The sequence below is a fragment of the Arthrobacter koreensis genome, assembly GCF_035792275.1.
GTDB classification, from domain to species: Bacteria; Actinomycetota; Actinomycetes; order Actinomycetales; family Micrococcaceae; genus Arthrobacter_B; species Arthrobacter_B koreensis_A.
The window spans coordinates 366,968-386,685 of sequence record NZ_JAMWKK010000001.1 but is presented as its reverse complement, the minus strand read 5'-3'; the positions used below and the strand labels follow the sequence as shown (position 1 = coordinate 386,685).

Annotated in this window: 22 protein-coding genes and 2 riboswitches; of the genes, 8 read left to right on the top strand and 14 right to left on the bottom strand. The window is 67.1% G+C overall.

All coding sequences use genetic code 11. The features are described 5' to 3' along the window. Nucleotides 1-177 precede the first annotated feature (177 nt). Nucleotides 178-1,140, bottom strand: a complete 963-nt coding sequence (locus NGB94_RS01915; protein ID WP_325788664.1) for a hypothetical protein — start codon at nucleotides 1,138-1,140, stop codon at nucleotides 178-180. 131 nt (nucleotides 1,141-1,271) lie between these two features. Here NGB94_RS01915 and NGB94_RS01910 point away from each other — a divergent pair, with 131 nt between their 5' ends. Continuing rightward, nucleotides 1,272-1,808, top strand: coding sequence for a GNAT family N-acetyltransferase (locus tag NGB94_RS01910; RefSeq protein WP_325788662.1), 537 nt, complete (start codon nucleotides 1,272-1,274; stop codon nucleotides 1,806-1,808). Nucleotides 1,809-1,845: 37 nt separating this feature from the next. Further along, complete coding sequence (locus NGB94_RS01905) at nucleotides 1,846-2,283, top strand: hypothetical protein (RefSeq protein ID WP_325788661.1); 438 nt, start codon at nucleotides 1,846-1,848, stop codon at nucleotides 2,281-2,283. On the opposite strand, the gene NGB94_RS01900 is transcribed toward NGB94_RS01905, so the two are convergent. Both NGB94_RS01900 and NGB94_RS01895 read right to left on the bottom strand, forming a co-directional pair. Further along, a complete protein-coding gene (locus NGB94_RS01900) occupies nucleotides 2,216-2,803 on the bottom strand; it encodes a DUF1990 domain-containing protein (RefSeq protein ID WP_325788659.1) in 588 nt (195 codons plus the stop codon). The two genes, NGB94_RS01905 and NGB94_RS01900, sit on opposite strands and share 68 nt — an antisense overlap. Further along, the gene (locus NGB94_RS01895) at nucleotides 2,800-3,192 is read right to left on the bottom strand and encodes an MmcQ/YjbR family DNA-binding protein (protein WP_325788658.1); all 393 of its coding nucleotides are present in this window, start codon (nucleotides 3,190-3,192) and stop codon (nucleotides 2,800-2,802) included. The genes NGB94_RS01900 and NGB94_RS01895 overlap by 4 nt, the downstream gene beginning before the upstream one ends. A 128-nt stretch (nucleotides 3,193-3,320) precedes the next feature. On the opposite strand from NGB94_RS01895, the gene NGB94_RS01890 reads away from it, so the two are divergent. Continuing rightward, complete coding sequence (locus NGB94_RS01890; protein ID WP_325788656.1) at nucleotides 3,321-4,148, top strand: DUF1206 domain-containing protein; 828 nt, start codon at nucleotides 3,321-3,323, stop codon at nucleotides 4,146-4,148. Here the strand turns inward: NGB94_RS01890 and NGB94_RS01885 are convergent. Genes NGB94_RS01885 through NGB94_RS01865 form a run of 5 tightly spaced genes read right to left on the bottom strand, consistent with a single transcriptional unit; the run spans nucleotide 4,145 to nucleotide 9,149 of the window. After that, nucleotides 4,145-5,020, bottom strand: coding sequence for a MetQ/NlpA family ABC transporter substrate-binding protein (locus tag NGB94_RS01885; RefSeq protein ID WP_325788655.1), 876 nt, complete (start codon nucleotides 5,018-5,020; stop codon nucleotides 4,145-4,147). The two genes, NGB94_RS01890 and NGB94_RS01885, sit on opposite strands and share 4 nt — an antisense overlap. Before the next feature lie 29 nt (nucleotides 5,021-5,049). Continuing rightward, a complete protein-coding gene (locus NGB94_RS01880; protein WP_325788654.1) occupies nucleotides 5,050-6,264 on the bottom strand; it encodes an acyl-CoA dehydrogenase family protein in 1,215 nt (404 codons plus the stop codon). Beyond that, on the bottom strand, nucleotides 6,261-7,679 hold the full coding sequence (locus NGB94_RS01875) for an NtaA/DmoA family FMN-dependent monooxygenase (protein WP_325788653.1): 1,419 nt from the start codon (nucleotides 7,677-7,679) through the stop codon (nucleotides 6,261-6,263). The genes NGB94_RS01880 and NGB94_RS01875 overlap by 4 nt, the downstream gene beginning before the upstream one ends. Nucleotides 7,680-7,699: 20 nt before the next feature. Next, nucleotides 7,700-8,365 carry a methionine ABC transporter permease gene (locus NGB94_RS01870; protein ID WP_325788651.1) on the bottom strand — a complete coding sequence of 222 codons (666 nt, stop codon included), beginning with the start codon at nucleotides 8,363-8,365 and terminating at the stop codon, nucleotides 7,700-7,702. Continuing rightward, nucleotides 8,358-9,149, bottom strand: coding sequence for a methionine ABC transporter ATP-binding protein (locus tag NGB94_RS01865; RefSeq protein ID WP_325788650.1), 792 nt, complete (start codon nucleotides 9,147-9,149; stop codon nucleotides 8,358-8,360). The genes NGB94_RS01870 and NGB94_RS01865 overlap by 8 nt, the downstream gene beginning before the upstream one ends. Before the next feature lie 105 nt (nucleotides 9,150-9,254). Beyond that, nucleotides 9,255-9,358: riboswitch (SAM riboswitch) on the bottom strand. A gap of 212 nt (nucleotides 9,359-9,570) precedes the next feature. Here NGB94_RS01865 and NGB94_RS01860 point away from each other — a divergent pair. Continuing rightward, on the top strand, nucleotides 9,571-10,122 hold the full coding sequence (locus NGB94_RS01860; protein ID WP_325788649.1) for a hypothetical protein: 552 nt from the start codon (nucleotides 9,571-9,573) through the stop codon (nucleotides 10,120-10,122). A gap of 8 nt (nucleotides 10,123-10,130) precedes the next feature. Here the strand turns inward: NGB94_RS01860 and NGB94_RS01855 are convergent, their stop codons facing one another. From NGB94_RS01855 to NGB94_RS01835, 5 genes are all read right to left on the bottom strand, one after another. Further along, the gene (locus NGB94_RS01855; protein WP_325788648.1) at nucleotides 10,131-10,892 is read right to left on the bottom strand and encodes an SDR family oxidoreductase; all 762 of its coding nucleotides are present in this window, start codon (nucleotides 10,890-10,892) and stop codon (nucleotides 10,131-10,133) included. Between the two features lie 19 nt (nucleotides 10,893-10,911). After that, nucleotides 10,912-11,328, bottom strand: coding sequence for a CoA-binding protein (locus NGB94_RS01850; RefSeq protein WP_325788647.1), 417 nt, complete (start codon nucleotides 11,326-11,328; stop codon nucleotides 10,912-10,914). 71 nt (nucleotides 11,329-11,399) lie between these two features. After that, nucleotides 11,400-12,173 (bottom strand): alpha/beta hydrolase, encoded by a 774-nt coding sequence (locus NGB94_RS01845; RefSeq protein WP_325788646.1) that lies wholly within the window; start codon nucleotides 12,171-12,173, stop codon nucleotides 11,400-11,402. An 82-nt stretch (nucleotides 12,174-12,255) separates the two neighbouring features. Continuing rightward, entirely contained in the window at nucleotides 12,256-12,618 is a 363-nt protein-coding gene (locus NGB94_RS01840) for a hypothetical protein (RefSeq protein WP_325788644.1), read from the bottom strand. Nucleotides 12,619-12,642: 24 nt separating this feature from the next. Next, entirely contained in the window at nucleotides 12,643-14,037 is a 1,395-nt protein-coding gene (locus NGB94_RS01835; protein WP_325788642.1) for an LLM class flavin-dependent oxidoreductase, read from the bottom strand. 35 nt (nucleotides 14,038-14,072) lie between these two features. Beyond that, nucleotides 14,073-14,187: riboswitch (SAM riboswitch) on the bottom strand. Nucleotides 14,188-14,594: 407 nt separating this feature from the next. On the opposite strand from NGB94_RS01835, the gene NGB94_RS01830 reads away from it, so the two are divergent. From NGB94_RS01830 to acs, 4 genes are all read left to right on the top strand, one after another. Continuing rightward, nucleotides 14,595-15,422 carry an ABC transporter ATP-binding protein gene (locus tag NGB94_RS01830; RefSeq protein ID WP_325788640.1) on the top strand — a complete coding sequence of 276 codons (828 nt, stop codon included), beginning with the start codon at nucleotides 14,595-14,597 and terminating at the stop codon, nucleotides 15,420-15,422. 120 nt (nucleotides 15,423-15,542) lie between these two features. Then, nucleotides 15,543-16,613 carry an aliphatic sulfonate ABC transporter substrate-binding protein gene (locus tag NGB94_RS01825; protein WP_325788638.1) on the top strand — a complete coding sequence of 357 codons (1,071 nt, stop codon included), beginning with the start codon at nucleotides 15,543-15,545 and terminating at the stop codon, nucleotides 16,611-16,613. Then, nucleotides 16,610-17,476 carry an ABC transporter permease gene (locus NGB94_RS01820; protein WP_325788636.1) on the top strand — a complete coding sequence of 289 codons (867 nt, stop codon included), beginning with the start codon at nucleotides 16,610-16,612 and terminating at the stop codon, nucleotides 17,474-17,476. The genes NGB94_RS01825 and NGB94_RS01820 overlap by 4 nt, the downstream gene beginning before the upstream one ends. After that, complete coding sequence (acs, locus tag NGB94_RS01815) at nucleotides 17,467-19,446, top strand: acetate--CoA ligase (protein WP_325788634.1); 1,980 nt, start codon at nucleotides 17,467-17,469, stop codon at nucleotides 19,444-19,446. Before NGB94_RS01820 ends, acs begins: the two co-directional genes overlap by 10 nt. Here the strand turns inward: acs and NGB94_RS01810 are convergent. Beyond that, on the bottom strand, nucleotides 19,443-19,715 hold the full coding sequence (locus NGB94_RS01810) for a hypothetical protein (RefSeq protein WP_325788633.1): 273 nt from the start codon (nucleotides 19,713-19,715) through the stop codon (nucleotides 19,443-19,445). The two genes, acs and NGB94_RS01810, sit on opposite strands and share 4 nt — an antisense overlap. Nucleotides 19,716-19,718: the final 3 nt, after the last annotated feature.

The window sequence follows — 19,718 nt, the reverse complement described above, 5'->3', positions numbered from 1 at the left end:
CATCGCAGCAAAGCTCAACCGCAGACCCAGACCAACCCTGGACATGGACACCCCAGCCAACCGGCTGAACATGCTGCTGCAACCAGCAGCCTAACCCCCAGCGTTGCACCCACCACTTGACTTAGCCGCGTCATACGAGCCGTAACTGGCCTCTCGTTGTCCGGATGCGGCACAGAATCATGCCGCCGGACGGTCAGCACGCCAGCCGGCGGCCCAAAGCGCAGCCCGGACCTTCTCCACTGCCGGCCGGGCGCCGTCGACCATGTGCCGCCGTGAAATACGAACTTCCGTCCAGCCCAGCGCAAGGGTCTGCTCTTCGCGGCTGATGTCCCGAGCCACCTGTTCCGGATCAGAATGCCCGGCACCCTCATATTGAACCGCAACCCGGTACTTGCGGTACCCCAGGTCCGGCTCATGGTGCAGGACACCGTCGTCGTCCACGATCGGCGCATTCACCTCCGGTTCGGGAAGTCCGGCCGCAGCAAGCGCCAACCGCAGCTGGGTTTCCGGCGGGGAATCCGCACCCACCCGGCTCAGCCGCAGTGCCTCCCGCGCGGTCCGAATTCCCCGCTGACCCGGGTGGAGACCGATGACCGCGTCCAATTCGTCCGGTGTTGCATAGGGCTCGGACCGCCCCTCGTACAGCTGCCGGGGAATCCGGATCAGATGATCAGCGATCACCGTGAGGTCCTCCACAGTGAGCTCTTTCGACAGGTCCAGCCAGGTTCTCACCCGGGATGTGAGGACCAAACCTTCCAGCGTGGTCACCTCTCCGGGCAGCAGCCGGGATCGGTGCCCGACGACGCCCGCCCTACGAGGGCGGGACAGCCCAGCAGGACGAGTTATGTGCAATTCAGGCGCCTGCCCTTGACGCAATGGAAGCGGGAATCCCCAAGCTTCCGCAGCAGTGAAGTAGGAAGCTACGGAGAACGACGTCACACGCGTGTAGGCAGCTGCCCGTTCCGGGACTGTGAGCTCGATCGGGGGCTGGTCCTGCCTGTCCAGCGCCCGGATGGCGCGGCTGATCCGCCGGATCCGAACGTGCCGCAGCCGTTCCCTGCTGACTCCGAGGGCATCGGAGTCGTAGACAGTGAATAGGCGCTGACCGAGCATGCCGGGCATTTCCTGTGGGGTTCGCATGCCCAGCATTATGGGACAGCACGTAAAACGGCCGTGCCGTTTATCCACACCCCCATCGAGAGGCCACTTACGGCTCGTTTGAGGGCTCATATGAGCCGTAAGTGGCCTCTCGATGAGGGAGAATATTTTTCGTGACCACACTTTCGCATGAGCAGACGCCGGCCAGCAGCCTGCTCACTGAGCGCCTTGAGCTGGCTGAGATGACGGCAGCAGAAGTAGATGCCCTCCTTGTCGGCATCCGCTGCGCCGACTGGGCCGCGGACTTTCCCCAAGGCGTCGATGAAGACGCCGCTCAGCAGTACTTCCAGTCCGGCCTGCTGGGCCCCCGGGCGGGCACATTCGGTGCCCGGATGATGCGTGAACGCGACGGCACGGTAATCGGCACCGTCGGATTCCTGGGTCCGCCCGTCGACGGGGCCGTGGAAGTGTCCTACAACGTTGCCCCCTCCCGCCAGGGACTGGGCTACGCCACCGAAGCAGTGATTGCGCTGAGCCGTTTCGCGCTGGCCCAGCCCGGCGTCGACTGTGTCACCGCCTACACGGACGAGACCAACGAGGCGTCCATCTCCCTGCTCCTGACCACCGGGTTTATGCCCGTGGAGTCCTCCGGCCCGGAACTCGCCTTTGTGCTGCACTGCGAGTCCCAGCTGCCCGACGGCGAAGACTGAGCTGGTAGGGTCGGCTCAGCTTTCGAGGGGGCCGGAAATGAACGCATATGCACGCAGCAGACGGACGCTGCTGCTCCTTGGGTTGTTGCTGCTTCTCATGGGAGCCGTGACAGTAGCGGTGAACCTTCCCTACTTGCCCGACGGCGATGGCTACGACGCCGCGGTTCCCTGGATCGCAGCGGGGTGCGGTGTCTTCGGCGCCGCGGGCGGCATCTGGTGCCTGGTGCAGTACCGGAGGGGTCCCGAGGCCACCGGGCTGATCCTGCGGGACGGCGGCAGCCGGATGTTCAGTGCGATCATGCTGGGCGTCTGCGTCGCCCTGCTCCTGGCAGGACTCCCCCTTGACCAGCCAACCATCAGTACCGGCCTTCCCTCACTGCTGGCCGTCAACTTCACCCGCAACCTCTTTAGTACCGAGACGCCGGCAGCTCCCCCGCGGCCAGACGCCGGGCAGCCCGGAAGTAGCGGCGGGTAATCAACTCCTGGGTCCACCTGCTCACCGGACTGCCCAGTGCCATGAACCGGTTGGCAGGCCGGCTATACGCCGCAACCCGGAAGAACAGTTGTCCGTCTGGAGTGAGCTCCGCGTAGAACCCTTCCTCCCCGGCTACGGGATGGCCGCGCAGTGTGCCGTAGCCGAACCCTGCGCGCTGCCGGGGAACCGGGACACCGCCGTCGAGCACCGGCCCGGCACTCCACAGCACCCGGCACGGAGCCTGCCAGCGCAGCGGACCAAGGCCAACCCCCGAAGCCATCTCCACACCGGAGGCAGCCCGCGGAGTATCTGCCGCCACGCGCAGTCCGCTGCCGCGGTGCAGGTCCCAGCACAGCAAGCCGTCCGCCAGCCGCAGGTAACCTTCGGCCGGGTCCGGCACGTCGAATACCTCGGACCGCAGCACCACCCGGTAGCCCTCAGGCCACCCGCCCTCAAGGGCCTGGGGGTACGGCCGCTCGGTGAAGCCGGCGTCGGTGTAGGTCAGCTGCCGCCCGCTCACCCCTCGGCCAGGCCCTTCCAGGCGAGCGACTCGCGGTCCCGGCGCGGCAGCGACGCCACCACCAGGTCGTAGGAGTCCTCCACCAGATTCCGCACCAGCTCTTCCTCCAGCCCGCCGGTGAGGTCCAGCTGGTTCCAGTGTGTCTTGTTCATGTGCCACGCCCCGGTGATTTCGGGATGGGCAGCCCGCAGCTGAAGGGCCAGTTCGGGTTCGCATTTGAGGCTGACCATCAGCGGATCCGCGTCCAGCGTACTCATGGCAAACATCTTCGCCGGTCGGGCCGGACCGCCGGCACGCACCTTGAACACCGAGGTTTCCGGGCCAAAGGGGAAGTCTTCGTACGATCCGGTCAGGGACAGGCAGTACTGCCTCAGCGATGCGGCGTCCATGAACCGACCTTAGCCCGGCGTAGGTTCCGGTGCACCACAGATGGCAGGATGGAAGCAGATCACTAAGCACACGAACTAGTTGCGGCGGTTCACGACCTGCCGCCGGGGCGCTGGAGGACACATTGGGCATGGATCGGGCAGGCACACACGGGGGCCGGGTGGCCCAGGCGGCAGAGCGGGCCGCTGAGTCAAAGGCATTCGAACGTGCGGCACGGATGGGCTACGTCGCCAGTGGCCTGCTGCATGCCCTGATCGGCATCATTGCGCTGCAGATCGCGGCCGGAGGAGGTGGCGACGCCGATTCGTCCGGCGCCGTTGCCGCACTCGCGGACCAGCCCGGCGGCATTTTCCTGATCTGGGCCTGCTTCCTCGGCTGCCTTGCGCTGGCATTGTTCCAGGCCACCCGGGTGTTCCTGGATTCAGGTGAGAACCGCAAGGAGGTCTGGAAGAAGCGCGCCTCCGACGCCGGATCGGCCGTGGTCTACGGAGCCATCGGCGTTTCCTTTGGTGTCTTTGCCCTGGGCGGCTCCAGTGACAGCGAGCAGAGCCAGGTCACCTGGACCGGACGCGTCCTCAGCCAGCCGGCGGGCCAGCTGGTGGTGGGCCTTGCCGGAGCGGTAATCGCCGGAATCGGCGTCTACTTCATCTTCAAGGGAGCCAGCCGCCGGTTCCGGAAGGACCTTGGCCCGGTTCCCGGCCGCACCTGGCAGCGGGTTGCAACTGTCACCGGGATCGCCGGTTTTGTGGCCAAGGGCCTGTCCCTGCTGATTCTGGGAGGCCTGGTGATCGCTGCCGCGGTGACGGCTGATCCGGAGAAATCCACCGGGCTCGACGGCGCCCTGCGCGCCCTGCATGAGGCACCTCTGGGCTGGCTGGCGCTGGGCGCCGTCGGCGTGGGACTGATCTTCTACGGCCTGTATATGGGCTTTATCCGGGCCCGGTTCGGCAAGCTCTAGGCCTGCCACCAGGAGTCGAGTTCCTCCAGCGGATCCGTGTCCCAGGGAGTGGGCAGCACGCCGTCCATATAGCCGGCGAACCATTCTCGTACCTCGGGTGATTGATAGGCCTCCTGCAGCACGCGCGCCTTCTCCGTCTCGGCGAACTCCGCAGTTCCGGCGACCACGCAGCGGAAAGGAATCTGGTCCGCTTCCTTCTCGAAGGCCAGCGCGTCATCCGGGGACAGGCCAATCTCCGCCGCCAGCCGCACGAACAGCACCCCGGCGTCCACGTCAGGCAGCGTCTTGGAGAGGGACTGCTGGTCTACCTCCACGAACTCGAAGTTCTTCGGATTCGCCGTAATGGTTTCCTGCGAGGTGTGGATGACGCCCACGCCCTCCTTGAGTTCCAGCAGCCCGGCGTCGCGCAGCAGCGCCAGCCCCCTCCCGTTGTTGGCCGGGTCCACCGGCAGGGCGATCCGCGCGCCGTCGGGCAGGTCCTGCAGCGAGTCCCACCGCTGGGACCAAATGCCGGCAGGCGATCCGTAGACGTAGAACAGCGGCTGAACTTCGAGCTTCTGGTCCACGTTGAACTGCTGAAGGTAGGCGCCGTGCTGGAAGTAGTTGGCGTCGAATTCGCCGTTGGAGACCGCCAGGTTCGGCTGGATGATGTCCGTGACGTAGGTGGCCTCCAGCGTCCAGCCCTTGGCCTTGAGCAGGTCGGCGGCGATTTTGGTGGGCTCCTGGTAGGGAGCGGATTCGGTGGCGATGATTCTGATCGTCTTGTCCCCGCTGGCTGCTGCGCCGCCGGCCAGGCCACAGCCGGTGGCAGCGGTCAGGGAGGCTGCACCGGCACCGGCGAGTGCGAGTTTGAGGAAGTTCCTGCGTTCCATGGGAGTCCTTTGTATTAAGTGCGAGTGGTTTAGCGGTAAGCGGAGGGAACAGGTTCGGTTCCGTTGAGGAAGTACCGGCCAAGTTCGTTGTATTTCCAGGCAACGGGGTCGTGCAGGGTGTGGGTACGGACGTCCCGCCAATACCTGTCGAACCCGTATTTGCTCCCCGCGGCCCGGGCACCGGTGACATCGAAGATGCGTGCAGTGACATCCAGGGACACTTCATGCGCGGTTATTTTCGCGGCGGCGATCTGTTCGGCGACGCCCGCCCGTTCCGCGGCGGTGAGCGACTCCCCTGCGTCGAAAGCCCACTGCAGTGCGGTGGTGGCCTGGTCAACGACGGCGGCAAGCGCCTGGAGCCTGGCCGCGAAGGATCCGTAGTGGTTCTGGATAAACGGATCGTCCGACGCCGATGCCGCCTCTGCATGGAACCAGGGCCGGGCGGTGCTCAGGGTGTAGTCCCGGGCGGCCAGCACGGCTCCTTCCGCGGCGGCGAGGTAGGCGTGGGCGAAGAGCAGTTGGAAGGCGGGAGTGGTGAGCACCTGATGGGGACGCCGCTCGCCGTCGTGCCGTCCCAGGTTGGTAATGACGGCGACGTCCGGAACGAACACGTCCCGGAACTCGATGGTGTTGGTGGCGGTGAGGCGCGAACCCAGGACGTCCCAGTCGTCGTGCCGGATAACGCCGTCGGAGACGGTGTCGATGATGAGCGCCAGCCGGTCGCCGCCGTCGAGCACTGCGCGCGCGTAGATCCGGTCCGCGACCCGGCTGCCGGTGGCGAACGGTTTTTTGCCGGTCAGGAGGTACCCGCCCTCGGTGCGGAAGGCGGTGGCCTGGGCACCCTGCGGGGTGCCGGTGGAGGACCAGAGCCATTGCTGCACGAGGCATTCGTCCGCCAGTTCCTGCCCGCGCCTTTCGTCCAGGTCAATGTAGGGGAAAGCCTGGAAAATGTAGTGGTAGCCCAGCAGCTGGCCTATCGAGTTGTCTGCCCGGGCCACCCGCTGCACAATTTCGAAGGCGGTGCCCCAGCTGATGCCGGCGCCCCCGAAACGGGCGGGAATGGTCAGCGGCAGCAGGCCGGACCGGCGCAGGATTTCAACTTCCGTGAACGGCGGCTTGTTCGCGGTATCGCGTTCGAGCGCGTCCGTGGCGAGAATCGCAGCGACCTCGTCCGCGACGGCGAACCAGCGGGTCGCGTCCCGTGCGGGTGCATGGCCGTAGCGGGTGAGCAGGCTGGCGGTCATTTGGTGGCTCCTGACGTTGCAAGGGTATTCGTGAAGGCGCCGCGGAAAGCGGCCGCGCGGTGGCGTTCGTTGAGCAGCGGGCCGGTTCCGAAGAGCTTTTCCCGCAGAGTGCCGGGGGCGTATTCGCTCTGGGCCAGGCCGCGCCGGCGCAGCTCCGGCAGCACACCGTCGATGAAGTCCGTGTAGGAGCCGGGCAGGATCGCGTTGATGATGTTGATCCCGTCCACGCCGGCGTCCTGCCAGCGTTCGAGCTCGTCGGCGATCTGCTCTGGGGTGCCGGTGATCTGCTGGGCCTCGGTGCGGTAGCGGGCGACGTCGGCCAGGGTGGGGTTGCCGCCCGGGGTGGAGTCGATGATGGCCTGCAGGACACCCCGGCCGCCTTCGGTCTGCACCTCGCCCAGCGGGGTGTCCAGGTCCAGGCCGCCGAGGTCGATGCCCAGCCCGCCGCCGATGTGTGCGATCACGGCGTCCAGGTCCAGGTACTCGTCCAGCTCAGCTTTTTTGCGCTTCGCTTCGGCTTCCGTACCGCCCACCACAAAGGACAGGCCGGTGAACACCTTGATGTCATCTGGCAGGCGTCCTGCCTCTGCGGCGCGGGCGCGGACTCCGGCCGCGACCTTCGCTGCGTGGGCGTGGTTGGGGGCGAAGATGAACGTCGCTTCGGCGTTGGCCGCGGCGAACTGCTGTCCCCGGCCGGAGCTGCCGGCTTGGAAGAGCACAGGGGTGCGCTGCGGCGACGGGGAGCTCAGGTGCGGTCCGTCGATTGAGTACCGCTCGCCTCGGTGGTGGATCTTGTGGACCTTGTCCGGGTCTGCATGCAGGCCCGAATCTTTGTCCTGGACCAGCGCACCGTCGTCCCAGGATCCTTCCCAGAGCTTGTAGACGGCGTCGGTGTACTCGTCCGCCCAGTCATAGCGCCGGTCGTGTTCGGTGAGGCCATCGCCGCCGAAGTTGCGGTGCGCGTTCTCCAGCACGGAGGTGACGATGTTCCAGCCGGCCCGGCCGCCGGAGAGGTGGTCCAGGGTGGAGAGCTGGCGGGCGAACTGGAAGGGATGGCTTTGTACGACCGACGACGTCGCGGCCAGCCCGATGTCCCGGGTGGCGCCGGAGAGCGCGGCGAGCAGCAGCAGCGGATCGTTGGCCGGCACCTGCAGTCCGCGGCGCACGTGGGAGGCCCACCCGCCGTCGTGGTTGCCGTACAGTCCCACGACGTCGGCGAAGAACAGCGCGTCGAACTTCGCGTCTTCCAGCTGGCGGGCCTGGTCCGTCCAGAAGGACAGTTCGTTGAAGCGGTGCTGTTCGGCGTCGGGGTGGCGCCACTGGCCGCCGCGGATGTGGCTGGTGGTGTTCATCAGGAAGGCGTTCAGCAGCAGCCGCGGACGCGGACCGGCAAAACGGGTACTGGGAGTAGTCATGAGAGAGCTTTCGATAGAAGTCAGAGGCGCTTGTCAGCGCGGCGGGAGAGCCAGGAACCGCCCAGCTGCACGCCCTGGACCAGCAGGACCATCAGCACGATTGCAGTGAGCATCAGCCCGGTCTCATAGCGGTAGTAGCCGTACCGGATGGCGAAGTCGCCGATTCCGCCGCCGCCCACCAGTCCGGCCATCGCGGAGTAGGAGATGAAGCTGACCGTCATGATGGTGATGGAGCTGATCAGCGCCGGACGCGCTTCGACCAGCAGGACGTCGCGCACGATCTGGCCCCGGGTGGCTCCCATGGACCGGGCGGCTTCCACCACGCCTCCGCCGAGCGCCGTGATGTTCTGTTCCACGAACCGGGCGAAGTACGGGATGGCGTTGATGGTCAGCGGCACGATCACCGCCGCGGTGCCGATAGTGGTTCCCACCACGAACCGGGTGAACGGGATGATCGCGATCAGCAGGATCAGGAACGGGAAGGAACGCACCAGGTTCACCAGTGAGTCCAGTACCCGGTGCAGCCGCGGCTTGTGGCCCAGCCCGTCCGGTCCCAGAGAGTAGAGCAGCACCCCCAGCGGGGTGCCGATCAGCACCGCCAGCGGAATGGCGACCAGCAGCATGGTGCCGGTCTGCCCCAGGGCGGCGAGGAGTTCCGGCCAGACTTCGGCAATACGCTCAAGCAACGCGGGCTCCTTCCCGGCGGCCAGCCCGGTCCAGGGTGATTTCATCGGAGATCAGGTACCGGCCGATCGCGGTGGCAGGGGTGAATCCGGGGCGGTCCAGTTCTGCGAGCGCGAACTGCTCCACGACCCGGCCTTCCTCCATCACCGCCACGTTGTCCGCGATGGCCTTGATGACGTTCATTTCGTGGGTCACCACCACGATCGTGATGCCGAACCGCGCATTGACGTCGCTGAGGTACTGCAGCACCGAGGCGGTGGTGCGGGGGTCGACGGCGGAGGTCGGTTCATCGCACAGCAGCACCTTGGGCCGGGTGGCCAGCGCGCGGGCGATGGCCACCCGCTGCTTCTGCCCGCCGGAGAGTTTGGCCGGGTAGGTGCCGGCCTTCTCCGAGAGGTCGACGACGGCGAGCGCCTCCAGTGCGCGGCTGCGGCGTTCAGCGGCATTCTTCACGCCCGCGAATTTCAGCGAGAGTTCAACGTTCTGTGCAGCGGTGCGGTTGTTCAGCAGGTTGAAGTGCTGGAAGATCATGCCGATTTCATGCCTGGCAGCCCGCAGCTCGCCGTCGGCCAGCTGGGTCAGGTCCGTGCCGTCCACCAGGACCCGTCCGGTGGTGGGACGTTCCAGCAGGTTGATGTTGCGCAGCAGCGTGGACTTCCCTGCCCCGGAAAACCCGATGATCCCCTGGATGGTGCCCTTGGGGATGGAAAGGCTGACGTTGTCCACTGCCGTGAAGGCGGATTCACCGCCTCCGAAGACTGTGGAGACGTTCTCAATTCGGATCATGCTGTCCTCCTGCGGTCTAAGCCCGGGAAGAGGTGCACGCCTTCCGCGCACCGCACGCCGCCGGGCAGCAGGGCACGGGGCAGCGGAGGGCAGAAAGCAGGTGCTTCTCCATCGGTCCTGGCGGTAGCACCCTTCTTCGGCGGTTAGCCCGCGGAAGGGGGTTGCTGCGGCGTCACGGAGCCAGGTCTCTCAGCCGCTCTGGATGGTTACGGGACTATCTAAACCGCCCGTGCCGCGGCAGGGCCAGAAGATTTCCCCGTGCGGCTCAATGCGTCGGTGCATAACGCGTTCCGGTGTCACAAACCGTTTTGTTACGGGATGCCGGCCGCTGTCTGCCATCTCACACCGGCAGCGCGCAAATACCTGCACGGGCTGCGGCGCGGGAGCGCCGATTCCCCCGCTGATCGGCAAGGATGGCTACGTGACAGCTACGGAACGCCCGGCCCTTTCTCCTTCGCTTGGAGCGGGCGAGTTCCGCCGCTGGTACTGGCTGAAGGATGAGCTGCAGGCGTTCGCACGTGCCCAGCACCTGGCCACGGCCGGCTCAAAGGACCAGCTGGCTGAACGGATAGCGGCCTTCCTCGCCGGCGCCCCGCTGCCCGCGCCGGCTGCTCCGCCCCGCAGTTCCCGCCAGAAGCTGGTTCCGCCCCTGACCATCCACACTGTGGTCCCTGCCGGACATCCATGCAGCCAGGTGCTGCGGGAGTTCTTCGTCAACGCCCTGGGGCCGGGCTTCCGGTTTGACGCCCCTATGCGTGAGTTCTTCGCCGCCAATGACGGAACGGCCACGCTGGCGGCTGCGCTGGATCACTGGCACGCCACCCGGGACACTGCCGCCCGGCCGATCGGCCCGCAGTTTGAGCTCAACCGCTTCTCCCGGGCCTGGCATGCCGCCAACCCCGGCGGAACCAGGGACCAGATGCTCGCAGCCTGGAAAACGCACCGGTCCCTGCCGGTGGACCAGAGGGGATAGCTCCTGCCTCAGCGGGCACCCATCGCAGCAAGGTCGGCCTGGACGCTGCCCGGCTCTTCGTCCAGCGGCATGTTCGGATCGTCCTGGACGCCGTCCAGGGTGCCGGACGGATCGGCTTCGAGCGGAGCGAAGAACGCATCGAAGTCGCTGACCGGCTCGCCGTCCCCGGCGATCAGTTCAAGGGTCTTGCCCAGGGCTTCGCCGGAGGTCAGCGCCTTCACCAGCACCTCCGCGATCTGTGTGCGGGCGATGCCGCCGTCGGCCGGGGTGCCCGTGCGGCGCCGGTCCCCCTGCAAAGCGATTTCCCGGTCCTGCCCCGGTTCGTTGTAGTCGAACCATCCCGGCCGGACGATCGTGTACGGCAGCCCGCTGGCCCGCAGGAGTCGCTCGGAACGGCGCTTCCAGTCCACCAGCGTGCCGAAAGCCGTCCTGTTGGTAAGCCCGATGGCGGTCATCAGCACTACCCGGACCCGGCGGCCCCGCAGTGCCTGGAGAACGTTCCGCACGCCGTCGTAGTCCACCGTCTGCGCTTCTTCGCCGCCGTTGGCGCCGTGCGTGAAAATGACGGCATCCACGCCGTCCACCGCAGGGCCAAGGGTCTCGGGCCGGGTCAGGTCGCCTTCCACGACGTCCACCCCAGGCGGCAGCACCTCTGCGGCCTTGCGCGGATTCCGGGCCAGTGCCCGGACGCTGAATCCCTGCGACGCGGCTTCCCGGACTACCAGCCGGCCGATTCCGCCGGTTGCGCCCACCACCAGGACAGTACTCATTCCGGCCTCCCTGGCCCCTTTACAGCCCGAACCGCCCGGCCTCTATGACCGGGCACGTGTTCATGACGACGTCGAGTCCCGCGTTCTCAGCGCGCCTGGCGGCGTCTTCGTCGACGACGCCGAGCTGCAGCCAGACGGCCTTGGCTCCGATGGCAATGGCCTGGTCCACGATGTCCCCGACCTTCGCAGAATTTACGAAGCAGTCCACCACGTCCACCTGGCCCGGGATCTCCGCCAGTTTGCGGTAGCCCTGCTTGCCGTGGACGGCCTGCCCGGAGAGGTTCACGGGAATGATGTCCATGCCCAGGGAGTCCTGGATGAAACGGGAAACACCAACCGCGGGGCGGGCCGGATTGTTTGAAAGTCCCACTACCGCCCAGCGGCCCTTGGCCGTGAGCAGCCGGGTAATGACCTCAGGGTCGTTGCGGTGCGCCATGCGGTGCCTCCTTGGAAAATCCTGCAGGGCTCCCACCCTACGCCCAGGGACAAACGCGGTCGACGGCGGGCCTATTCCAGGAAAGCGTCCACGGCGGCGGCAAGCGACTCATCATCCAGCCCGTGCCAGGTACCTTCAAGCAGCTGGAAAGATCCTTCGGGCAGCAGCTCGGCCGTCTCCCGCGCCCATTCGCGCAGCCGGTCGTCGCTGCCGGAACTGGCCAGGACCAGCACCGGCACGCGGATCCCGGTCAGGCTCTGCACATCGGTTTCGAGCAGCAGGGTCAGGTCATAGGAGATGGTGTGCGCCACCGGTTCGAAGGGGCTCGGTTCGGAGGCACTGATCAGCTCCTCCGGCACGCCAATGGACTCCTGGAAAAGCCGGATGGCTCCGGCCCGGTCACCGGCAGCCACCAGTTCGTCCAGCTCAGGGCGGATGTCCGGGTCTCCGGGGTCTCCCTGGGTGAGCGGCGGTTCCACGGCGATGACGCTGGAGATGACGGCCGACTCCGAAGCGGCACGCAGCGCCAGCACCGCACCGGAAGAGGTGCCCAGCAGGTCCGCCGTGCCGCCGGCGGTTTCAACCACCGCGAGCAGGTCGTCTACTTCCGATTCCGGCGTGTATTCCTCCCCGTCCCCGCTCTCGCCCTTGCCCCGGCGGTCGTAGGTGTAGACCGTATGCCCGGCTGCCAGCAGCTCAGCGACGCCGGCCATTCCCGAGGTGGTCCGGTCCATCATGACTGGATCCACCACCACCAGGGGCGGGCCCTCACCGCGTCGCTGCCATGCAATCGGCGTTCCGTCGGCGGAAAGCACACGTCCTGAGGCACTGGCTGCTGGATCCATGGGATTCTCCTTGGCGGGAGGGCGGGTCTGGCCGTCCCTCCAAGGTAGAAGCGCCGTCTCCGGCGGTCAATAAGCCGCCGGCTCAGAGCTCGGCAGCGACGGCCTGCAGCACCTCGGTGAGATCGGCCTTGCCCTGGCCGTAGTCAATCAGCGTCGTAGGGACGTGGGGAGTACCGGACGCCAGGACGCGCGTGGTGCCGGCGGCGGCGGGCTCGAAGGACAGGACGATGACGGCGCCGAAGGTCTTCCAGTTTCCGCCGGCCACGATTTCAGCCCGTTCCTGCCAGATTCCCGTGAGGGTCATCCGCGGCAGCCTGGCCACGGCACGCTCAACGGCCGGCGGCAGGGCAGCCACCGGGGCCTGGACCACCAGTTCACCCTGTGCCCGGGCACGCTTGGAACTGACGGTGAGCTGAACGGTCCTGGGCGTTCCTTCGGCAGTCATGGGACGAGGATAGCCCAGAGGCGCCTATCCCCTTACTGAGGGGGCCAGCCGGTACCTGGCACCGCGGTGCTCTTCCGGCAGCTTGTCGCCCGCACCGAAAAGCTTGTTCCGCAGCGTGCCCGGCGCGTACTCGGTCGGGTAGGCGCCGCGCTTCTGCAGCTCCGGGACCACGAACTCCACCACGTCCTCGAAGGTGCCGGGGGTGACGGCATAGGCCAGGTTGAAGCCGTCGACGTCGGTCTCTTCCACCCAGCGGATCAGCTCGTCGGCAACCTCCGCGCCCGATCCCACGAGACGCGGCCCGAGCCCGCCGATACCGGCGCTCTCGGCGATGTCGCGCACCGTCCAGGGTTCGCCGTCGTCGTTCACTTTCTGGAAGTTCGCGGCGGCGGACTGGATGGCGTTGGACTTTACCGAGCCCAGCGGTTCGTCCAGGTTGTAGGTGGAGAGGTCCACGCCCATCCAGCCGGAGAGCAGGGCCAGGGCACCTTCGTCGCTGATGTAGCGCTGGTAGTCCTGGTGCTTGGCTTCGGCTTCCTCTGGCGTGGCGGCGGTGATGATGGTCAGCAGCGTGTAGATCCGGATGGAGTGCCGGTCCCGGCCGGCCGCCTCAGCGGCGTCGCGGATCTTGGTGACGGTTGCCTTCAGCTTCTCCACCGTGGGTGCGCCGACGAATACGGCTTCGGCATTTTCGGCAGCGAATGCGATGCCGCGCGGGGACGCACCGGCCTGGTAGATCACCGGGGTTCGCTGCGGGGAAGGCTCGGAGATGTGGATGCCGGGGACCTTGAAGTACTTGCCCTCGTGGTTGATGTCGTGGACCTTCGCCGGGTCGGTGAACACGCCGGTTTCCCGGTCCTTGACCACGGCGCCGTCTTCCCAGGAGCCTTCGAGCAGCTTGTAGACCACTTCGAGGTATTCATCGGCGTGGTTGTAGCGCTCGTCGTGTTCCAGCTGGTCTTCCTGGCCCATGTTCCGGGCCGCGGAGGGCAGGTACCCGGTCACCACGTTCCAGCCGACCCGGCCCTCGGTGAGGTGGTCCAGGGTGGAGAGCCGGCGGGCGAACGGGTACGGGTGCTCGTAGGCGGTGCCGGCCGTAACGCCGAAGCCGAGGTGTTCAGTGACCAGGGCCATGGCGGAGACCAGCAGCAGCGGGTCGTTCACCGGCACCTGGGTGCCCTGCCGCAGGGTCGCCTCGTTGGATGACCCGTAAACGTCGTAGGTGCCCAGCACATCGGCGATGAAGATGCCGTCGAACAGGCCGCGTTCGCACGTCTGGGCCAGGTGGGTCCAGTAGCTGAGCTTGGTGTAGTCCGCGGAGCGGTCTTCGGGGTGCCGCCAGAGTCCGGGCGACTGGTGGCCCACGCAGTTCATGTCGAAGGCGTTGAAGCGGATGTGGCGGGCGGGCGTGCTGGCCATGAGGGTCCTTTGCGGGAGGACGCACCGCGGAGGGAGCGCCGTACTTGCCGCAGGCGTTGGTGCCGGCGACCGGATCGTCATCTGGGGCACCCCGCTACGGGAGAGGGTTGCCGCCCAACCAGCCAGAGCTTCGCGTTGGGACTCATGATCCTGCGGCTCCAGTATGTGCCCGGCCCCCGGGTGGCACGCAAGCCCCGGGTGTCACGGAGCGTAACGGCCGCCGTCGTGCTTCCCTTCCAAAACCGTCGAGAGGCCAGTTACGGCTCGTTTGGGCGTTCAAAAGAGCCGTAACTGGCCTCTCGATGGGGACACCGGCGGAAATGGGGCGGGATTCGAAATGTTACGCCGGGACTTGCCGGGAACGGACTTCAGGGCGTTTAGTTGGGTCTTGACCATCCCGAGCGGCTGAGAGACCTGGATCAGTGAAGCCGCAGCAACCCTGGTCGGAGTGCTTCCTCCTTGAGGCACTGCGATAGCGAGGTGGACGTCGCAGGAGGCCGGTAACGGCCCAGGACGTTTTCCGTAGGGTGCTACTGCCAGGACCGATGGAGTGTTCAATGACTGCTGTACTGTCCTCTGGGTCCCATGCTGTGTCCGCGGCCGCGACCGCCGCACCCGACACCGCCCTGTCCGTGACGTTCGACGGCGTTGGCCGCAGCTTCGGCTCCGGCGCAGACGCCCACGTGGTGCTCCGCGATATCAACTTCGAAGTCCGTCCGGGCGAAGTCCTGGCGATCCTGGGCTCCAGCGGCTGCGGCAAGTCCACGCTGCTGCGCGCCACCGCAGGGCTCGACGCCGCGTCCACCGGCCAGGTTCGAATCGACGGAACCGCTGTGCGCGGCATCGACGACCGCTGCGCCGTCGCCTTCCAGGAACCCCGGCTGCTGCCGTGGCAGACCCTGCAGGCCAACGTTGCGATCGGCCTGCCGAAGGGCACCAGCGCTTCCGAAGGCAAGGCCAAGGTCTCCGAGCTGCTCAAGCTCGTGGAACTGGACAGTTTCGCCAAGCACCAGCCGCGCGCCGTGTCCGGCGGCATGGCCCAGCGCGCCTCGCTGGCCCGTGCCCTGGCCCGCAAGCCCGGCGTCCTGCTGCTGGATGAACCGTTCGGCGCCCTGGACGCCCTGACCCGGCTGAAGATGCAGGACCTGCTGCTGGACGTGCACCGCGCCGCCCCGGCCACCGTCCTGCTGGTCACGCACGATGTCGATGAAGCCCTCCAGCTCGCCGACCGGATCATCGTGCTCGGCCGCGAACCCGGCAAACCCGGGGCCACCATCACCCAGACCATCACCGTGCCCGGTGCCCGCCCCCGGGACCGTGCCTCAGCCGAGCTCGCCCGAATGCGCGGCGAGCTCCTGGCGAGCCTCGGCGTCGACCGCCACTAGAGCGCCCACGCCTCCCCCGCCCCCGCTCTAAAACGGGGGCCGGTCAGCGGACGCTTTGTGCCCGCACCAGCTGTACCTCTCCCTGATTTTTTCTGCTCCACCCGTCTCGAAGGAATCCCCATGAACAGCCGTTCCCTCTTCTCCCGCCGCCCGCCCCGCGTCTCCCGCCGCCCCCTCACCGCACTGGCAGCCACCGCCGCCGCGGTTTCGCTTGCCCTGACCGGCTGCGTTGCCGGCGAAGATTCCTCCGGTGCCGCCGCCAATGAGGCAGCCGACGGCGGCACCCTGAACATCGACTTCGCCACCTACAACCCGCTCAGCCTGGTCATCAAGGACCAGGGCTGGCTCGAAGCCACCCTCGAAGAGCAGGGCGTGGAGGTCAACTGGGTCCAGTCCGCCGGTTCCAACAAGGCCAACGAGGCGTTGCGGGCCGGGGCGATCGACGTCGGCTCCACCGCCGGTTCGGCAGCCCTGCTGGCCCGTTCCAACGGTTCGCCGATCAAGACCATCAGCATCTACTCCCAGCCGGAATGGGCCGGTCTCCTGGTCTCCCCCGACTCGGACATCACCTCCGTCGAGGACCTGGCCGGGAAGTCCGTCGCCGCGACCAAGGGCACGGACCCGTACTTCTTCCTGGTCCAGGCACTCGAAGAGGCCGGGCTGAGCACCTCCGACGTCACGGTGGAGAACCTCCAGCACGCTGATGGCCGGACCGCCCTCGAGAACGGTTCCGTGGATGCCTGGTCCGGACTCGACCCGATCATGGCCGGTGCCGAGCACGCCGGCGCGAAGTTCCTCTACCGCAACCTGGACTTCAACACCTACGGCTTCCTCAACGCCACCGAGTCATTCCTCGAGGAAAAGCCGGAACTGGCCCAGACGGTAGTGGACGCCTATGAAAAGGCCCGCGCCTGGGCGGCCGAGAACCCGGAGGAAACTGCGCAGATCCTCGCCGACGTCGCCGGTCTGGACCTCGAGGTGGCCCGCACTGTGATCCTGGAACGCAGCAACCTCGACGTCGACGCCGCCCCGGGCGATGCGCAGCGCAAGGTCCTGGAAAAGGTCGGCCCCGTGTTCGTCGAAACCGGCGACGTCGCCAACCAGAAGGCAATCGACGACGCCGTTGCCTCCCTGCTCGATGACAGCTTCGCCAAGAAGGCGGACGCCGCAACCATCAAGGACGCGGCATGAGCCAGCACCCACCCCTTTCCGCTGCTCCCGCAGTAGCTGTAGGCACGCAGGGTTCCTCCGCGGCTGTTCCCCCGGCGGGACCGCGGAAAACCGGGTCCACCGGCATCCTCTCCAAGACCTGGGCCCGCGTGGCCCTGGGCCTGGTGGTACCGGTCCTGCTGCTGGGCCTCTGGCAGCTGGTCTCCGCCCTCGGCGTTTTCAGCGCCGTGCAGCTGCCCTCCCCGGGCGCGGTCCTGACTTCCGCAGCGGACCTGATTGAGCGCGGCGAACTGGGCACCCACATCGCCATCTCCACCCAGCGCGTCCTCACCGGCTTCGCGCTCGGCGCCGCCCTGGGCCTGGTCCTGGGCGCCCTGCTGGGCCTGTCCCGGCTCGCCGACGTCCTGCTCGGCCCGCTGTTCGGCGCCGTCCGCGCCGTTCCGTCCCTGGCACTGGTGCCGCTGCTGATTCTCTGGATGGGTATCGGCGAGGACTCCAAGGTCACGCTGATCACCATCGGCGCGTTCTTCCCGGTCTTCACCACCGTGTCCCTGGCCCTCCGGCACGTGGACAAGAACCTGGTCGAAGCCGCCCGCGCCTTTGGCCTGAACGGACTGAAGCTGCTCACCACGGTGCAGCTGCCCGCCGTCGTTCCGGCCGTCTTCTCCGGCCTGCGGCTGGCACTGGCCCAGTCCTGGCTGTTCCTGGTGGCCGCTGAACTGATCGCTTCCTCCATGGGGCTGGGCTTCCTGCTCACCGATTCGCAGAACAACGGCCGCACCGACCGGATGTTCCTGGCGATCGTACTGCTGGCAGTCATCGGCAAAACGACGGATGCCCTGCTGGGCGTCGCAGAGAAGTGGGCAGTGAAGAAGTGGGCGTAGGCACAGCAATCCAGACAGCAGCCGAACCGGAATTCGCTGGCGAGGCGGAGCGCATTGCGTTCTGGGAGGACGCCGCCCGGCGCCTGCAGTGGGAACAGCCCTGGCACACCGCCCACACCTTCAGGCCGCCGCAGCGGTTGTCCGGCCCGGAGGTTCCGGAGGCCGACGCAGAGTACAGCGTGCCGGAAATCGAATGGTTCGCCGGCGGCAAGCTCAACGTCGCGGTGAACTGCGTGGACCGCCATGTGGCCGCCGGCCGCGGGGACAAGGTAGCGCTGCACAGTGAAGGCGAACCGGGAGACCGGCGCAGCATCACCTACGCGCAGCTGAAGAAGGAAGTCTCCAAGGCCGCCAACGCGCTGCTGGCACTGGGCATCGAGAAGGGCGACCGGGTGGTCATCTACCTGCCCGTCATCGCCGAAACCATCATCATCACCCTGGCCTGCGCCCGGATCGGCGCCATCCACTCACTGGTCTTCGGCGGTTTCTCCGCCGAAGCGCTGAAGTTCCGGGTGGAAGACACCCGCGCCAAGCTGCTGGTCACCACGGACGGCCAGTTCCGGCGCGGTGCCGCCGTCCCGGTCAAGGACAACGCGGACGAGGCCGTCTCCGGGGACAACGCGATTGAACATGTGCTGGTCATCCGGCGCACGGGCTCCGAGATCGCTTGGACCGAGGGCCGGGATCTCTGGTGGCACGAGACCGTGGACACCGCCTCCGATGTGCACGAACCGGAGGCATTCGACGCCGAGACGCCGCTGTTCATCATGTACACCTCCGGCACCACGGGAAAGCCCAAGGGCCTGGTGCACACCATGGGCGGCTACCTCACGCAGGCGTCCTGGAGCTACGAGTTCCTGTTCGCCAATCCGGACGAATCCGCCCGGGACGCGGACGTCCACTGGTGCACGGCGGACCTGGCCTGGGTCACCGCCCACACCTATGAGATCTACGGGCCGCTCTCCAACGGCGTCACCCAGGTGATCTTCGAGGGCACGCCGAACACCCCGCATCCCGGCCGGCACTTCGAAATCATCGAACGCTACCAGGTCACCAGCTACTACACCGCCCCCACCCTGGTCCGCTCCCTCATGGGCTGGTTCCCCGACGGCGTCCCGGACACCTGGGACCTGTCCTCCATCCGGCTGCTGGGCACCGTAGGTGAAGCAGTTAACCCGGAAGCCTGGCGCTGGATGCGGGAGAACATCGGCCGCGGCGAGGTTCCAGTGATCGACACCTGGTGGCAGTCCGAAACCGGTGCCACCGTCCTGTCCCCGCGGCAGACGGACACCAGTTTCAAGCCCGGCTGCGCCTCCCGCGCCCTGCCCGGCGTGTCCACCCGGATCGTTGACGAGCACGGCAACGAGGTGCCCCCGAACGTACAGGGTTTCATCGTGGTGGACCGGATCGGCCCGTCCATGGCCCGCACCTGCTGGGGCGATCCGCAGCGCTACCTTTCCTCCTACTGGCGGCAGTACGCCCAGCAGGGCTGGTTCCTGGCCGGGGACGGCGCCCGCTACGACGACGACGGCGACACCTGGATCCTGGGGCGGGTGGACGACGTGCTGAACGTATCCGGGCACCGGCTCTCCACAATCGAAATCGAATCCGCGCTGGTCTCCCACCCCTGGGTGGTCGAGGCCGGGGTCTGCCCGGTTGCCGATCCGAAGACCGGGCACGCCATCGCCGCGTTCGTGGTCCTCACCGAGGCCGCGCCGCAGGAAGCAGAAACCGTTACCGCGCAGCTCCGGGCCCACCTCGCGAAGGAGATCGGGCCGATTGCCAAGCCCGCCGCCGTCGTCGTGGTTCCCGATGTTCCCAAGACCCGCTCCGGCAAGATCATGCGGCGCCTGCTCACCCAGCTGTTCGAGGGCACCACGCTCGGGGACACCACCAGCCTGCAGAACGAACCCTGCATTCCCGCGATCCACGCCGTGTGCGAAGCACGGCGGAGCGGGAGCGCAGCCTAGTGCGCTGCTCCGTGAACCCGGGCCAGGGTCACCCGGTCCAGCTCCACCGCTCCGCCCATGGCGCGGTGCAGGCGCAGGAACTCCACGGGCGAGACCTCCAGGAACGACGTGTTGTGCTTTTCCGGCAGCAGTTCGGGGTGCCGGCCGTCCATCATCTCGGTGAACATCCGCTCAGCGGCCAGGCGCTCCATCGGTTCGGTGGGGGTGATCTTGTGGTTCGCGGAGGCCAGCTTGTATCCGGTTTCAACCACAATGACGTACTCGTCCATGCC

Bases quoted from the DNA above. Each gene is read 5' to 3' on its own strand.
- NGB94_RS01915 (WP_325788664.1), bottom strand. From the start codon at position 1,140: ATGCGAACCCCACAGGAAATGCCCGGCATGCTCGGTCAGCGCCTATTC.
- NGB94_RS01905 (WP_325788661.1), top strand. From the start codon at position 1,846: ATGAACGCATATGCACGCAGCAGACGGACGCTGCTGCTCCTTGGGTTG.
- NGB94_RS01895 (WP_325788658.1), bottom strand. From the start codon at position 3,192: ATGGACGCCGCATCGCTGAGGCAGTACTGCCTGTCCCTGACCGGATCG.
- NGB94_RS01890 (WP_325788656.1), top strand. From the start codon at position 3,321: ATGGATCGGGCAGGCACACACGGGGGCCGGGTGGCCCAGGCGGCAGAG.
- NGB94_RS01885 (WP_325788655.1), bottom strand. From the start codon at position 5,020: ATGGAACGCAGGAACTTCCTCAAACTCGCACTCGCCGGTGCCGGTGCA.
- NGB94_RS01880 (WP_325788654.1), bottom strand. From the start codon at position 6,264: ATGACCGCCAGCCTGCTCACCCGCTACGGCCATGCACCCGCACGGGAC.
- NGB94_RS01875 (WP_325788653.1), bottom strand. From the start codon at position 7,679: ATGACTACTCCCAGTACCCGTTTTGCCGGTCCGCGTCCGCGGCTGCTG.
- NGB94_RS01865 (WP_325788650.1), bottom strand. From the start codon at position 9,149: ATGATCCGAATTGAGAACGTCTCCACAGTCTTCGGAGGCGGTGAATCC.
- NGB94_RS01855 (WP_325788648.1), bottom strand. From the start codon at position 10,892: ATGAGTACTGTCCTGGTGGTGGGCGCAACCGGCGGAATCGGCCGGCTG.
- NGB94_RS01850 (WP_325788647.1), bottom strand. From the start codon at position 11,328: ATGGCGCACCGCAACGACCCTGAGGTCATTACCCGGCTGCTCACGGCC.
- NGB94_RS01845 (WP_325788646.1), bottom strand. From the start codon at position 12,173: ATGGATCCAGCAGCCAGTGCCTCAGGACGTGTGCTTTCCGCCGACGGA.
- NGB94_RS01840 (WP_325788644.1), bottom strand. From the start codon at position 12,618: ATGACTGCCGAAGGAACGCCCAGGACCGTTCAGCTCACCGTCAGTTCC.
- NGB94_RS01835 (WP_325788642.1), bottom strand. From the start codon at position 14,037: ATGGCCAGCACGCCCGCCCGCCACATCCGCTTCAACGCCTTCGACATG.
- NGB94_RS01830 (WP_325788640.1), top strand. From the start codon at position 14,595: ATGACTGCTGTACTGTCCTCTGGGTCCCATGCTGTGTCCGCGGCCGCG.
- NGB94_RS01825 (WP_325788638.1), top strand. From the start codon at position 15,543: ATGAACAGCCGTTCCCTCTTCTCCCGCCGCCCGCCCCGCGTCTCCCGC.
- NGB94_RS01820 (WP_325788636.1), top strand. From the start codon at position 16,610: ATGAGCCAGCACCCACCCCTTTCCGCTGCTCCCGCAGTAGCTGTAGGC.
- NGB94_RS01810 (WP_325788633.1), bottom strand. From the start codon at position 19,715: ATGGACGAGTACGTCATTGTGGTTGAAACCGGATACAAGCTGGCCTCC.